A 14,498-nucleotide genomic window follows, 5' to 3' on the forward strand; every position below is an offset into this window, starting at 1 on the left:
CCATTCGACCGCGCCCGGCAGGATGGGCACAATCACGCCTTCGTCCCTCATTTCCCGATGTCCATGACCTCGATGCCCACGCCGCCCGCGGCGGACCAGCCGACCCTGCCCGTGGCCGATGCCCTGGCCCCTTCTGCCGCCGCACCGGCCCCCAGCGACCTGGCCCCGGACACCCCGGTGCCGGCCGCCCCCGCCGAGGTCTCGCCACCCTCTGCCGCCCCGGCCATGAGCACCGCCGAATGCGCGGAACAGCTCAAGCAGCGATTCCCGGCGCTGTTCGCGGGTGCGCCAAAGCCGATCAAGCTGCGCGTGCAGGCCGACATCCAGGCCCGCGCCCCCGGCGTGTTCACCAAGGCCGTGCTCTCGGCCGTCCTGCGCCGCCACACCGGTGGCACCGGCTACCTGATCGCCCTGAGCAAGGCCAGCCACCGGCTGGATCTGGACGGCCAGCCCACCGACCCGGTCAGCGACGAGCACCGCCAGGCCGCCCTGGACGAGCTGGCCCGGCGCCGCGCCATCACCCAGGCCCGCCGGGCCGAAGAGGACCAGGCCCGGCGCGACCGCGCCCACCTGCTGCGCGATTTCGAGAAGACGACGCTGACCGAGGCCAATTTCTGCGCCCTCAAGGGCCTGACGCCCGAGCAGCTGCAGGCCACGCTGGCCCAGGCCCGGCAGGAAGCCGCCGAGGCCCCGCCGCGCGAGATGCGCCACGACGGCCGCGGCCCGCGCCCGGATGGCCGGGGGCCACGCGAGGGCGGTCGCCCGGACCGTCCCTTCAACCAGGATCGCGCTGCCAGGGGGGCAGGCGGGCCCCGCAATCGCGGCAATAACGGGCCGAAGGCAGGTGGCCCTCGCTGAGGCAATCCGGGCAGTGGCGCGTCGTCGGCTCCTGGCCCCGGCGCGCCGCGAATTCAGCGCTGACGATGCCGGTGGGCACGGCCAGCGTGCCCCAGCCCAGCAGCATCATCATCGATGAGAGGAGCCGGCCCAGGTCGGTCCTCGGGGTGATGTCCCCAAAGCCCACGGTGGTGACGGTGGTGATGGCCCAGTAGATCGACACCGGGATGCTGGTGAAGCCGTTGGCCGGCCCTTCGACGACGTACATCATCGTCCCCAGCACCACGGCCACCATCAGCACGAAGGTCAGGAAGACCAGGATCTTGCGGCGGGTGGCCCACAGGGCCGCCCCCAGTGCGCCGTACTCGGCCACATAGGCGCCCAGCTTCAGGATCCGGAAGATGCGCAACAGGCGCAGCACCCGCACGTCGATCAGGGCGTGCAGCCCCGGCACCAGCACCGCCAGGTAGGTGGGCAGCACCGCCAGCAGGTCGATCACGCCATAGACGCTGCGCGCGTAGCGCAGGGGGTGGCGCACGCACAAGAGGCGCGCCAGGTACTCGACCGTGAAAAGCAAGGTCAGCGTCCACTCCAGCACCGTCAGCAGGGTGCCGAAGCAGGCCCGGATCTCCACCACGCTGTCGGCCATCACCACACCGATGCTCAGCAGAATCAGGCCGATCAGCGTCAGGTCGAAGGCCCGCCCCGCCCGGGTGTCGGCCTCGAAGATGATGGTGTAGAGCCGTCGCCGCCAGCCCTCGTCCGGACGGCCCAGGCGGGCCAGCAGGAGGTCGGCCGGGCGTGCCGGCGCGGTGGACGAGGGGGGGTCAGAAACAGTCATGGCTGCGGCATCGTGGCGATCCGCAGCCAGCATAGCCCAGCAACGCTGGAGCGGGCCGGGGCACCGCCCGGCCCTGGGTCGCTTCGCTCAGAAGCTGGCCCAGTCGCCCTCGTCGGCGGCGGCCATGGCGGGGGCCGACGCCGCGCGTGCCGCGGGCGCGGAGGCCGGCTTGGCCGCAGGCCGGGTCACCGGTTTGGCGGCGCTGGCCACCGGCTTCTTGGGGCTCGGCGCCGCGAACTGATGCGGCTTGGCCGGTGCGGCCGGTGCCATGGCCGCCCGCGGCGCAGCCTCATGGCCCAGGCGGAAGCGGCTGACCACCTCCGACAGGCGATGGGCCTGCTCGCGCAGGCTCTCGGCCGCCGCCGCCGACTCTTCCACCAGCGCGGCGTTCTGCTGCGTCATCTGGTCGAGGTTGGTGACGGCGAGGTTGACCTCGCCGATGCCCTGGCTCTGCTCGGCCGCGGCCGCGGTGATCTCGCCCACCACATCGGTCACCCGGCGCACCGAGGAGACGATCTCGCCCATGGTGCTGCCGGCCTGGCCAACAAGGCGTGCGCCGGTCTCCACCTTCTCGACGCTGGCACCGATCAGGGTCTTGATCTCCTTGGCCGCCTCGGCGCTGCGCTGGGCCAGCGAGCGGACCTCGCCGGCCACCACGGCAAAGCCACGGCCCTGCTCGCCGGCCCGGGCGGCTTCCACCGCCGCGTTCAGCGCCAGGATGTTGGTCTGGAAGGCAATGCCGTCGATCACGCCAATGATGTCGGCGATCTTCTGGCTGGCATGGTTGATGTCGTTCATGGTGTGCACGACATCGTTGACCACCCGGCCCCCCTCTTCCGCGACACCCGCGGCCGAGGAGGCCAGCTGGTTGGCGGTGCGGGCCGCGTCGGCGCTCTGGCGCACCGTGCCGGTCAGTTGCTCCATCGAGCTGGCCGTCTCCTGCAGGTTGGAGGCGGTCTGCTCGGTGCGGGCGCTCAGGTCGGCGTTGCCGGTGGCGATCTCGCGGGAGGCCACCGAGATGCTCTCGACCGACTGGTGCACCTGGGTCACCGTGTCACGCAGCGAGGCCACCATGGTGTGCAAGGAGCCGATCAGGCTGCCAGGGGCCGCGGGCGGCAGGGCCACCGCCAGGTTGCCCTGGGCCACCTCGTCCATGGCCCGCTGGGCATCGGCCGGGTCGCCGCCGATCTGCTTGAGCACGCTGCGGCCGACGCCGTAGGCCACCGTTCCCACGACCGCCAGCAGCACGAGCAGCAGCGCGCCAGCCTGGAGGGCCGCCGCACGCACCTGGGCCGCCACATCGTCCATGTACAGGCCCGAGCCGACCATCCAGTTCCAGCCTTCAATCTTGATCACGTACTGCAGCTTGTCCACCGCCACGGTCTGGCCCGGGCGGGGGAACATGGCCGCGACGAAGGCGGTGCCGTCCTTGCTGTCCTTGACCCCCTGGATCAGGCGCGCGATCAGGTCGCCGCCGGAGCCGTCCGGAATCTTGCCGGTCATGGACTGACCCTTCCACTCCGGCTTGAAGGGGTGCATCACCGAGCGCCCGTCCAGGTCCCAGATGTAGACGTAGTCCTTGGCGCTGTCCCCATACCGAACCGCCCGCAAGGCCTCCTGCGCGGCTTCCTGCGCGTCGGCTTCGCTCATCTTGCCGGCCTGGGCCTTGGCCCGAAAGCCCTCGATCTGCGACTGGGCAGAACGGACCACGTTCACCAGCTCGGCGCGACGGCCATCCTCGATGTAGCGCGACACCAAGTTGAGGGCCAGCACGGCCATGAGCACCATGGCCAGCACCGCGGTGCCCCCCAAGGCGAGGATCTTCTTCTTGAACGTCAATGATCGGAACATGACTGCTTCCTTTGTCTGGATGTCTCGGCACCGGCCTGGGAACAAGGCGCACCCCCATACCTGAACAGGTACAGGCATGCGGTTGAGCAATGCACCCAGTGTGCTTGTGGACATCGGCATGCCAAGGAGAAAAGAAAGGAGCAGAAACCTCTCACTTTTCATCCCATCGGGCATTCGTCAAACAAAAGCAGCCCCGTCCGACGAGATCGTCGGACAAGAATGACAGGGAAACCACGGTTCCCTTAAAGGAATCTCTCCAGCAGGCGCTTGGAGTGGCGGTCCAGGGCGGTGAGGTCCGGCACCAGGAAGACGATGCCATGCCCGCTGGTGATCAGCAGGTGCCCGCGCTGGGGCAGGCGGCGGATGTCCTCCTCCACCTTGAGCACCAGGGTGGCGGGCCCACGGTCGGTGTCCACCGTCCAGGTGCTGGGGGTGGAGAAGGTGGAAACGCTGAGCAGGCGCCGGATGACCGGCATGAACTCGCGGCCCGCCAGCTCCTGCTCCAGCAACTGCCGTGCAGGCTGGGGCACCTCGGAGAGCCGGGGCAGCCAGGCCAGTTCCTGCCCGGTGGTGGCGACCAGGGACAAACCTTCGTCGGGGGCCGACAGCGGAAAAGCCCGCACCGGGGTGATGCCCTCGTGGGCCACGCCATCGGCGCCGGTGTAGACCAGCCGGCCCAGGGCGTTGCGCCGGAGTTCGAAGACAGAGAGATCGGACGTCATGGAGGTCATCTCGTGGTTCCCGCTCAGGCCGCCGTGCCGTGGGCGGCAGGCTGGGGCAGATGGCTGGCCAGCAGGGCCGCGTCGTGGTCCGACTCGTCCTCGTCGGCCTCGGCCCGGCGGGCCTGGGCCTCGTAAAGGCGCCAGTAGTGGCCCTGGCGGGCCATCAGCTCGTCGTGCGGGCCCACCTCCACCACCTCGCCGCGGTCCATCACCACCAGGCGGTCGGCCTTGCGCAAGGTGGACAGGCGGTGGGCGATGGCGATCGTCGTGCGGCCCTGCACCAGGTTGTCCAGGGCCTTCTGGATCTCCTTCTCGGTCTCGGTGTCCACCGCCGAGGTGGCCTCGTCGAGGATCAGGATGCGCGGGTCGATCAGCAGGGCGCGGGCGATGGAGATGCGCTGGCGCTCGCCGCCCGAGAGGCCCTGCCCGCGCTCACCCACCACCGAGTCGTAGCCCTGCGGCAGGCGCAGGATGAAGTCGTGGGCATGGGCGGCACGGGCCGCGGCGATGATCTCGTCACGGGTGGCCTCGGGCTTGCCGTAGGCGATGTTCTCGGCCACCGTGCCGAAGAAGAGGAAGGGTTCCTGCAGCACCAGGCCGATGTGGCGGCGGTAGTCGGCCACCTTGAAGCGCCGGATGTCGATGCCGTCGACCTGGATCGTGCCTTCGGTGACGTCGTAGAAGCGGCAGATCAGGTTGACCAGGGTGCTCTTGCCCGAGCCGCTGTGGCCCACCAGGCCGATCATCTCGCCCGGGCGGATCGTCAGGTCCAGCCCGCGCAGCACCGAGCGGGTGCCGTAACGGAAGCCGATCGACTCCATGGTCACCCCGCCGCGCAGGCCCTCGGCCGACACCGGCTGGGCCGGTTCGGGCACGTTGGACACATGGTCCAGGATGTCGAAGATGCGCTTGGCGCCGGCCGCGGCCTTCTGGGTCACGCTGACGATGCGGCTCATCGAGTCCAGCCGGCCGTAGAAGCGGCCGATGTAGGCCAGGAAAGCCGAGAGCACACCCACCGTGATCTGGCCCTGGCTGACCTGCCAGATGCCGAAGGCCCAGACCACCAGCAGCCCGATGTCGGTCAGCAGCGAGACGGTGGGGGTGAACAGGCTCCAGGTCTTGTTGAGCTTGTCGTTGACGACCAGGTTGGCCTGGTTGGCCTCCCTGAAGCGCGTGGCCTCGCGCTTTTCCTGGGCGAAGGCCTTGACCACCCGGATACCGGGAATGGTGTCGGCCAGCACGTTGGTGACCTCGCCCCAGACCCGGTCGATCTTCTCGAAACCGGTGCGCAGGCGGTCGCGCACGGTGTGGATCATCCAGGCGATGAAGGGCAGCGGCACCAGCGTGACCAGTGCCAGCCAGGGGTTGATCGAGAACAGGATCACCGAGGTCATGCCGATCATCAACACGTCGGTGATGAAGTCCAGCGCATGCAGCGACAGGAAGACGGAGATGCGGTCGGTCTCGGAGCCGATGCGGGCCATCAGGTCGCCGGTGCGCTTGGCGCCGAAGTAGTCCAGCGACAGGCCCAGCAGGTGCTCGAAGGCGGTGGTGCGCAGGTCCGCGGCGATGCGCTCGGACACCAGCGCCAGCAGGTAGGTCTTGGCCCAGCCCAGGCCCCAGGCCAGCAGGGCCGCGCCCAGCAGGCCCGACAGCAGCAGCATCACATAGTGCGGCTCGATCTTTTGGCCGTTCTGGAAGGGGATCAGCACCTCGTCCATCAGCGGGATGGTCAGGTAGGGCGGCACCAGCGTCGCCGCGGTGGAGGCCAGCATCAGCAGGAAGCCGGCCAGCAGCTGCCCCTGGTAGGGTCTGGCGAAGCGCCACAGCCGCAGCAGCACCCAGGTCGAGGGCGGCGTGTTGAGCTCGCGGGTGCAGATCGGGCACTCGTCGCTGTCGGGCGGCAGGGGCGCGTGGCAGGACGGGCAGCGGGTCGGGTCCTCGCCCTGGGCGGCCTGGCCGGTCACCAGCGCCTCCATCACCTGCTCGAACCGGCGGGCGAAGCGGATGGCCTGCACATTGACCGCCAGGGTGAAGTGCCACAGGGCCAGCCGTGCCGCGGGCGACTGCAGCTCCAGCGTGCCGACGCCCGCGTGGTCCCGGTGGCGCAGCTGCAGCCCGGGCTGCAGGGGGTAGGCCGTCCAATCGGCCGCGTCCTGGGCCCGGGCCAGCAGCCGCCGCTCGGTCAGCCGCAGCTCGCCGCTGCCGAAGCGCTGGTCCTCGGTGAGGTCAACCGTGAGGCTGGCCAGGACGTTTTCCCCGGGGTTCAGCATGGGCATGGCCCCGGCCGGCGCGCCGGCGGGCTGTTCTTGTTCTGGATGGGCGTGGTGCATGGTGTGAGCCGATTTTCAGCGATTCCGCCACGCGACCCAAGCCCGACCGTGCAGCTTCCCGGCCCTCGCCACGCAGCAAAGGCCTTTGACGGCGCACAATTGTCATGTCGCGGCCACAGTCCGCACATTTCCTTCCATCCGTCCGATCCCCGTCCTCCCACCCCATGAGCGACAAGAAAAAGGCCATCGAGCTGTTGCGCACGACCTACCTGCGCGGCCCCAACATCTGGACGTACCGTCCCGCCATGGAGGTCTGGCTGGACCTCGGCGAGTTGGAAGACTGTCCTTCCCACCTGCTGCCCGGCTTCACCGACCGGCTGCTCAAGCTGCTGCCCGCCCTGGAGGAGCACCACTGCGGCGTCGGCGAGCGGGGCGGCTTCATCCAGCGCCTGCGCGAAGGCACCTGGGCCGGCCACATCCTGGAGCATTGCGTGATCGAGTTGCTCAACCGCGCGGGCATGCCCACCGGGTTCGGCCAGACGCGCGCGGTTTCGCAGCGCGGGGTGTACCGCATGGTCTTCCGCGCCCGTGACGAGCAGGTCGGCCGCACCGCCCTGACCCAGGGCCACGCCCTGCTGATGGCGGCCATCAACGATGAGCCCTTCGACGTGGAGGCCGCCGTGGCCGCCGTGCGCGAGGCCATCGACGACTGCTACCTGGGCCCGTCCACCGCCTGCATCGTGGCGGCCGCCACCGAGCGCGGCATCCCGCACATCCGCCTGAACGACGGCAACCTGGTGCAGCTGGGCTACGGTGCCCGCCAGCGCCGCATCTGGACGGCCGAGACCGACCTGACCAGCGCGATCGCCGAGAACATCGCCTGCGACAAGGACCTCACCAAGATGCTGCTCAAGGCCTGCGGCGTGCCGGTGCCCGAAGGCCAGGTCGTGGCCAGCGCCGCCGAGGCCTGGGAAGCCGCGCAGGACATCGGCCTGCCGGTGGTGGTCAAGCCCAGCGACGGCAACCACGGCCGGGGCGTGGCCCTGGACCTGCGCCAGCAGGTCGACATCGAGGCCGCCTTCGCGCTGGCCGACAGCCATGGCAGCGAGGTGATCGTCGAGCGCTGCATTCCCGGTGACGAGCACCGGGTGCTGGTGGTCGGCGGCGAGGTCGTGGCCGCCGCCCGCGGCGAGAGCGCCTGGATCACCGGTGACGGCAGAAGCACCGTCGTGCAGCTGATCGACAGCCAGATCAACGCCGATCCGCGCCGGGGCACCACCGAAGACCACCCGCTCAACCGCCTGAGCGTGGAAGAGGACGAGGTCATCCGTCTGGACCTGCAGCGCCAGGGCTTCGCCCCGCGCGACGTGCCGCCCGCGGGCCGCCGGCTGCTGGTCCAGCGCAACGGCAACGTGGCCATCGACTGCACTGACGAGGTCCACCCTGAGGTGGCCTACGTGGTCAGCCTGGCCGCCCGCGCCGTGGGCCTGGACATCGCCGGCGTCGACCTGGTCTGCGAGGACATCGGCCGACCGCTGGCCGAGCAGGGTGGCGCCATCGTCGAGGTCAATGCCGGCCCCGGCCTGCTGATGCACCTCAAGCCCGCCGAGGGCACGCCGCGTCCGGTGGGCCAGCAAATCGTCGAGCACCTGTTCCCGTCCGACGACGAAGATGCCCGCCCCGGCCGCATCCCCATCGTCGGGGTGGCGGGCAGCGCCGACAGCACCTTCATCGCCCGCCTGGTGGCCCGCCTGCTGCACCTGAGCGGCCGCCCCACCGCGCTGGCCTGCGCCGACGGCCTGTTCCTGGGCCACCGCCGCACCGAGAAGGCCGGCAAGCAATACTGGGACGCCTGCCACCGCCTGCTGATGAACCGCGAGGCCCAGGCCGCCGTGTTCGAGAACCCGGCCGCCCTGATCCTGGACAACGGCCTGCCCTACGACCGCTGCCACGTCGGCCTGGTGACCGACCTGGGCGGCCACGAGGATCTGACGCGGCACGACATCACCGAGACCGACCAGCTCTATCGCGTGCTGCGCACCCAGATCGACGTGGTGCTCTCCGATGGCGTGGGCGTGCTCAACGGGGACGACGCGCGGGTCGCCGAGATGGCCAGCCTGTGCGACGGCGAGGTGCTGTTCTACGCCCGTGAGGGGACCGAAGGTCTGCCCGCCACCGTGACCGAGCACCTGGCCCAGGGCGGCCGTGCCGCCGTGATGACCGGGCAGCGGGTCAGCCTGCGCAGCGGTGCCAGCGAACAGGGGGCCATCGAGTTGGGCCAGATCCTGCACCGCCGCGGCCAACCGGCCGGACCGGCCCGCCTGCAGGCCCTGCTGGCCGCCGTGGCCACGGCCTGGGCCTTTGGCATCTCACCCGAGCTGATCGCCGCCGGCATCGAAACCTTCGAACAGCCGCTCGCCTGAGTCTCCTGCCCACCGACGTCGGACAAGACCCGAACATGGACATCTCCCGCATCCGCGCTCTCCGTGGCCCCAACCTGTGGAGCCGCCACACCGCCATCGAGGCCATCGTCACCTGCGACGAGGCCGAGCATGCCCTGACCACCCTGCCGGACTTCGAAGCCCGGCTGCGCGCCCTCTTCCCCGCCCTGGGGCCGCTGCGCCGCCAGCCCGACCAGGCCTCGCTGGCCCATGTGCTCGAGCTCGCCACCCTGGCGCTGCAAATCCAGGCGGGCTGCCCGGTGACCTTCTCCCGCACCACCGAGACGGTGGAGCGCGGCACCTTCCAGGTCGTGGTGCAGTACAGCGAAGAGGCCGTGGGCCGCAAGGCGCTGTCCGCCGCCGAAGGGCTGATCCAGGCCGCGCTGGCCGGTGGCAGCTTCGACGTGGCCGGCACCATCGCCGAGTTGCGCGAACTGGACGAGGACCTCCGCATGGGCCCCTCCACCGGCTGCATCGTGCATGCCGCCGTGGCACGGGGCATCCCGTTCCGGCGCCTGACCAGCGGCTCGCTGGTGCAGCTGGGCTGGGGCGCCAAGGCCCGCCGCATCTGGGCCGCCGAGGTCGACTCCACCAGCGCCGTGAGCGAATCCATCGCCCAGGACAAGGACCTGTGCAAGACCCTGCTGAGCGCGGCCGGCGTGCCGGTGCCCACCGGCCGCCCGGTGGACAGCGTGGACGAGGCCTGGGACGTGGCCCTGGAGATCGGCCTGCCGGTGGTGCTCAAGCCCCAGGACGGCAACCAGGGCAAGGGCGTGACCGTCAACGTCGCCTCGCGCGAGCACCTGGAGATCGCCTACCGCGCGGCCGAGGAGATCGGCCACGTGATGGTCGAGAAGTTCCTGCCGGGCAGTGACTTCCGCCTGCTGGTGATCGGCAACAGGCTGGTGGCGGCCGCCCGACGCGACCCCCCGCATGTCATCGGCGACGGCGTGCAGACGGTGCGCCAGCTGGTGGACGAGGTCAACGCCGACCCGCGCCGGGGCACCGGCCATGCCACCTCGCTGACCAAGATCCGCTTCGACGACATCGCGGTGGCCCGGCTGGAACTGCAAGGCCTGACCCCGGAGTCGGTGCCCGAGAAGGGCCGTCGCGTGGTGCTGCGCAACAACGCCAACCTGTCCACCGGTGGCACCGCCACCGACGTGACCGATGAGGTCCACCCGGACGTGGCCGCCCGCGCGGTGGCCGCCGCCCAGATGATCGGTTTGGACATCTGCGGCGTGGACGTGGTGTGCGAAAGCGTCGGCCGGCCGCTGGAAGAACAGAGCGGCGGCATCGTCGAGGTGAACGCGGCCCCCGGCCTGCGCATGCACCTGACGCCCTCCTTCGGCAAGGGCCGGCTGGTCGGCGAAGCCATCGTGGACCACCTGTTCCCGGCCGGCGAAGACGGCCGCATCCCGGTGGTGGCCGTGACCGGCACCAACGGCAAGACCACCACCGCCCGCCTGATCGCCCACCTGTTCGCGGCCAGCGGCCTGAAGGTGGGCATGACCAACACCGACGGCGTGCATGTGGACGGTCGCCAGACCGACTCGGGCGACTGCTCGGGCCCGCGCAGCGCACGCAATGTGCTGATGCACCCGGACGTGGAGGCCGCCGTGCTGGAGACCGCCCGCGGCGGCATCCTGCGCGAGGGTCTGGGTTTCGACCGCTGCCAGGTGGCGGTGGTGACCAACATCGGCGCCGGCGACCACCTGGGCCTGAACTACATCACCACGGTCGAGGACCTGACGGTGCTCAAGCGGGTCATCGTGCAGAACGTGGCCCCGCAGGGCTATGCGGTGCTCAACGCCACCGACCCGCACTGCGTGGTGATGGCCCCCACCTGCCCGGGCGGCGTCATCTACTTCGCGGCGGACCGCCACCACCCGGTGCTGGCCACCCACCGTGCCCAGGGCCAGCGCAGCGTCTTCGTGGACGAGGGCTGCATCGTGGCCGCCGAAGGCAACTGGCGCGAGACCGTGGCCCTGGCCGACATCCCGCTGACCCGGGGCGGCGCGATCGGCTTCCAGGTCGAGAACGCGATGGCCGCCGTGGCGGCCGCCTGGGGCGCCGGCCTGAGCTGGGACGCCATTCGCGCCGGTCTGGCCAGCTTCGTCAACGACGCCGACAACGCGCCGGGCCGCTTCAACGTGATGGACTACCGCGGCGCCACCGTGATCGCCGACTACGGCCACAACCCGGACGCCATGCGCGCCCTGGTGCAGGCGGTGGAAGCGATGCCGGGCAACCGACGCTCGGTGGTCATCTCCGGGGCGGGCGACCGCCGCGACGAGGACATCCGCGAGCAGACCCAGATCCTGGGCAAGGCCTTTGACGACGTGATCCTCTACCAGGATGCCTGCCAGCGCGGCCGGGCCGATGGAGAGGTGCTGGCCCTGCTGCGCCAGGGCCTGAAGGGCGCCCCCCGCACCACCCACACGGAAGAGATCCACGGCGAGTTCGTGGCCATCGACACCGCGCTGAGCCGCCTGCAGCCGGGCGACCTGTGTCTGGTGCTGGTGGACCAGGTGGAAGAAGCCCTGGCGCACCTGGCCCAGCGGGTCAGCGAGGACGCCAGCGCCGAGTGAGGCGGCGCACCCGCCGGCCGCGCTCAGGCCCAGGCGGGCACCGCCTGGCCACCCGCCCGCGAGAGATCAGCCCCGGGGGCGGCGGCCACCCGCCCCAGATCGAGGCCGGCCTGCGCCAGCAGCACGTCGGGTGACAGCACCTGCACCAGCAGCGGCTCGCCCCAGGCGGTGTCGCAGCGCAGCAGGTGCGTCACCCAGGGCGCAAACGGCCGAAAGCCGGCCGGCGCCTGCCCCAGATCCCGCGGGTCGGCGTCCACCACGGACAGCACATCGTCCACCCGCAGGCCAAGCAGGGCCTGCTCGGGCTGCCGCGGGTGGCGCAACACCAGCACCGTGCCATCGCCCGCCCGCGGAGCATGCGAGACACCGAACAGCCGGCGGGCGCACAGCACATGGACCAGCCGACCGCCGGCCGCCTCGTCCACCTCCAGCAACCCGGCCCGCGCGTCCTGCGCCTGGGGCGGGCTGACCAGCCCTTGCGGCGTCCTGGCCTCGACCAGCGCCGCGCTGGGCAAGGCATAGCAACCCGCGCCCACCTGGAAGATGGCCAGCTCCTGACTGCGGCTGTCCACCCGCAGGGCCGGGGGCTTCAGGGCGGCGTCGCTGTAGGCTCGGCGGCGGCGCTCCACCGGCCCGAGCAACAGCCCGACCACCACCTGCACGCCATGGTCGTAGCCGTCGGTCTGCCGAAACTCCCGGTAGCCCCGCCCGGCCACGCGGGCACACCACAGCTGCGTATCGCCCTGCGTGACGATGGCCTGGGCGCCATCGAACCCCGTGAGCGCCGACACGGGATCGACGGTGCCGACATGGGCCAGCACGCGCCCCTGCGCGTCGACGAAAGCGGCCAGGCCGGGACGGTCCCCGAGGATGTCCTGCAGGATGGCGCGTAGCTCGCGCTCGGCATGAAAGACGATGGCGATGCCGCCGACGATGCGGCGCTCCTCCACCGGGTCCCGCACCGCGGCCAGGTAGGTGTAGGTGGGCCCATGGGCATGCCAGTCGGTGTCTTCGAAACCCGTGACCGCATAAGCCTGCGACGAGTTGAGACCCTGCACCTGCCGGCGCAGAGCCTCGGGCACGGCCCGGCCCACCAAACCGCCCGGCGGCGCCTCGCCGGAGTGGGCCTGGATCACGCCCTGGGCGTCGAACACCACCAGACGGCTGTAGACCGTGTAGAGGCGGTTGATGTGCTCCAGCACCGCCGTCATGGCCGGACGCCCCGCCTCGCGGTCGTCCCGGGCCAGGGCCTGGCGCAGCACCGGCGACAGGGCCCACCAGCGGCAGTCGTTGGCGCGTTCGTAGAGGTTGCGGTCCAGGATGTCGCTCATCAGCCGGCCCAGCTCCTGGGCCCGCTGGCGCCCGCGCGCCAGCGCGGTGTGGCCGATGTCCTGGATGGCCTGCTCCACCCGGGCGCGGGTGCGCACGCCGGCCTCGGCCACCTGGCGCAGCACGGCGTTGAGCCGCAAGCGGTCGTCATGCTCGCCGCGCGCCATCAGGCGGCCGTTCCAGACCACCCGGCGCAGGTCGCGGTTGATCGCATCGGCGTCGTCACGGATGGCCAGCAACTCGGCATCGGCCGTCGCGGCCTGGGGCGTCGCCTCCTGTGTCCCGTCCGGGGCCCGCGCACTGAAGGCCGTCAGCAGCGAGACCATGGCCACGGCCCGCCAGCCGGCCGGCCCCGGATAGCCCTGATAAGGCGTGCCACGGCAGGCCAGCCCCAGGTATTCCCGCCCGGCGAAGTTGATCAGCTGCACCGCAGCGCCTTCCCCGCAGGCCAGGTGCACCCCCAGGGGCACATGGTCCTCGTCGTTGCTGGCGATGACCCGACCCGCCGGGTCCAGCAGCACCAGCGCCACCTGCTGGCGGCCCCCGGCCTCGGCGAACAGACGGACCATCTCGTCGGCAAAGCGAAACCGCAGCACCAGCACGCCCAGGACGGCGCCCTGGGGTGACTGGATGCGGTGGGCGTAGCACAAGGCGGCCGGCTGGCCCTCGGCCGCCAGGTCGCTGGGGCCAAACCGTTCCACATGGGCGGACGCGGTCAGGGCCTCGGCCACGATCGGATCGGACGTGCCGGGCGCCTCACCGCCCGACAGACGCAGCAGGATCTCGCCTGCGGTCGAACACAGCACGATGTCGTCGTAGACGCTGTACTTGCTCTGGTACTCGCGCAGGCGCGCCAGCAGGACGGCTCGCTCGGCGTCGCGCTGTGCCGGGGTGGCCGCGCAGAAGGCCCGCACCGGGTCGTCGGTGGCCAGGAAGCCGACGTCGGCGGTGCGCTCGTACAGGTTGCGCACCAGGATGTCGATGGCGCAGCGCGCCTTGGCGCCCAGGTCGTCGCTCAGCTGCGCCAGGGTCTCGTCGGCCATCTGGGTGATCAGCCGGGCCTGCATCGCCTCGAAGCGGGTGCGCGTGCCCTCCAGCGTGGGCAGGATGGGCGCCACCTCGCGGGGGCAGCTGATGGCGGCGCTGGACTCGATCCAGCGCCAGGTCATGCCGAGATCGTGCAGATCCCGCTCGGCAACCAGCACCCGGCGCATGTGCGCGACCAGGTCTTCAGGACAGCTCATGGCAACCCCAGGTCCAATGTGGAATTCGGACGATTCTTGGTGGCTTGGGCCAGTTCCAAACCGGACAAGTGGACCGGAACTCCCCGCCAATCCCGCCCGCCGTCGGGCCTGTGCCACACTGGGCCATGGCCTTTCCCGGTGACACCTCGTCGACCGCCACCGACCGTTGCCCGCGGTGTGGCGGCGGTTTCCATTGCGGCGTGCAGGACAGCACGCCCTGCCCCTGCAGCACGCTGACGCTCAGCGCCGAGCTGCAGGCCGTGCTGCGCACGCTCTACAGCGGCTGCCTGTGCCTGGCCTGCCTGAAAGCACTGGCGGCGGGGGCCCCGCTGGAGCCGCCCGCCGCCTGAAGTGAACGCGGAGCCGAGA

General features: G+C 70.9%; 9 protein-coding genes. 4 read left to right on the forward strand and 5 right to left on the reverse strand.

Annotated features, from left to right (window positions below):
• The first annotated feature begins 57 nt into the window (after positions 1 to 57).
• Positions 58 to 858, forward strand: coding sequence for a ProQ/FINO family protein (locus M0L44_RS11840; protein ID WP_252769906.1), 801 nt, complete (start codon positions 58 to 60; stop codon positions 856 to 858).
• Here the strand turns inward: M0L44_RS11840 and M0L44_RS11845 are convergent.
• The 4 genes from M0L44_RS11845 to M0L44_RS11860 all read right to left on the reverse strand — a co-directional run bounded on the left by M0L44_RS11845 (position 776) and on the right by M0L44_RS11860 (position 6,584).
• The gene (locus M0L44_RS11845; protein WP_252769907.1) at positions 776 to 1,678 is read right to left on the reverse strand and encodes an ion transporter; all 903 of its coding nucleotides are present in this window, start codon (positions 1,676 to 1,678) and stop codon (positions 776 to 778) included. The genes M0L44_RS11840 and M0L44_RS11845 overlap by 83 nt on opposite strands.
• 87 nt (positions 1,679 to 1,765) lie before the next feature.
• Positions 1,766 to 3,529 carry a methyl-accepting chemotaxis protein gene (locus M0L44_RS11850; RefSeq protein ID WP_252769908.1) on the reverse strand — a complete coding sequence of 588 codons (1,764 nt, stop codon included), beginning with the start codon at positions 3,527 to 3,529 and terminating at the stop codon, positions 1,766 to 1,768.
• 242 nt (positions 3,530 to 3,771) lie between these two features.
• Positions 3,772 to 4,251 (reverse strand): cyanophycin metabolism-associated DUF1854 family protein, encoded by a 480-nt coding sequence (locus tag M0L44_RS11855; protein ID WP_252769909.1) that lies wholly within the window; start codon positions 4,249 to 4,251, stop codon positions 3,772 to 3,774.
• Positions 4,252 to 4,274: 23 nt separating this feature from the next.
• Complete coding sequence (locus M0L44_RS11860) at positions 4,275 to 6,584, reverse strand: cyanophycin metabolism-associated ABC transporter (protein WP_435526413.1); 2,310 nt, start codon at positions 6,582 to 6,584, stop codon at positions 4,275 to 4,277.
• 164 nt (positions 6,585 to 6,748) lie between these two features.
• Here M0L44_RS11860 and M0L44_RS11865 point away from each other — a divergent pair, with 164 nt between their 5' ends.
• Complete coding sequence (locus M0L44_RS11865) at positions 6,749 to 8,947, forward strand: cyanophycin synthetase (protein ID WP_252769910.1); 2,199 nt, start codon at positions 6,749 to 6,751, stop codon at positions 8,945 to 8,947.
• A gap of 35 nt (positions 8,948 to 8,982) precedes the next feature.
• Complete coding sequence (gene cphA, locus M0L44_RS11870) at positions 8,983 to 11,556, forward strand: cyanophycin synthetase (protein ID WP_252769911.1); 2,574 nt, start codon at positions 8,983 to 8,985, stop codon at positions 11,554 to 11,556.
• 23 nt (positions 11,557 to 11,579) lie between these two features.
• On the opposite strand, the gene M0L44_RS11875 is transcribed toward cphA, so the two are convergent.
• Positions 11,580 to 14,129: a chemotaxis protein CheW gene (locus tag M0L44_RS11875; protein WP_252769912.1), complete on the reverse strand. Its 2,550-nt coding sequence runs from the start codon at positions 14,127 to 14,129 to the stop codon at positions 11,580 to 11,582.
• 125 nt (positions 14,130 to 14,254) lie between these two features.
• On the opposite strand from M0L44_RS11875, the gene M0L44_RS11880 reads away from it, so the two are divergent.
• Positions 14,255 to 14,479 (forward strand): cysteine-rich CWC family protein, encoded by a 225-nt coding sequence (locus M0L44_RS11880; protein ID WP_252769913.1) that lies wholly within the window; start codon positions 14,255 to 14,257, stop codon positions 14,477 to 14,479.
• The last annotated feature ends 19 nt before the right edge of the window (positions 14,480 to 14,498 follow it).

Source organism: Ideonella oryzae (assembly GCF_024055665.1).
Lineage (GTDB): Bacteria > Pseudomonadota > Gammaproteobacteria > Burkholderiales > Burkholderiaceae_C > Ideonella > Ideonella oryzae.

Coding starts and splice junctions, on each gene's coding strand:
- M0L44_RS11840 (WP_252769906.1), top strand. CDS start 58: ATGTCCATGACCTCGATGCCCACGCCGCCCGCGGCGGACCAGCCGACC.
- M0L44_RS11845 (WP_252769907.1), bottom strand. CDS start 1,678: ATGACTGTTTCTGACCCCCCCTCGTCCACCGCGCCGGCACGCCCGGCC.
- M0L44_RS11850 (WP_252769908.1), bottom strand. CDS start 3,529: ATGTTCCGATCATTGACGTTCAAGAAGAAGATCCTCGCCTTGGGGGGC.
- M0L44_RS11855 (WP_252769909.1), bottom strand. CDS start 4,251: ATGACGTCCGATCTCTCTGTCTTCGAACTCCGGCGCAACGCCCTGGGC.
- M0L44_RS11860 (WP_435526413.1), bottom strand. CDS start 6,584: ATGCACCACGCCCATCCAGAACAAGAACAGCCCGCCGGCGCGCCGGCC.
- M0L44_RS11865 (WP_252769910.1), top strand. CDS start 6,749: ATGAGCGACAAGAAAAAGGCCATCGAGCTGTTGCGCACGACCTACCTG.
- cphA (WP_252769911.1), top strand. CDS start 8,983: ATGGACATCTCCCGCATCCGCGCTCTCCGTGGCCCCAACCTGTGGAGC.
- M0L44_RS11875 (WP_252769912.1), bottom strand. CDS start 14,129: ATGAGCTGTCCTGAAGACCTGGTCGCGCACATGCGCCGGGTGCTGGTT.
- M0L44_RS11880 (WP_252769913.1), top strand. CDS start 14,255: ATGGCCTTTCCCGGTGACACCTCGTCGACCGCCACCGACCGTTGCCCG.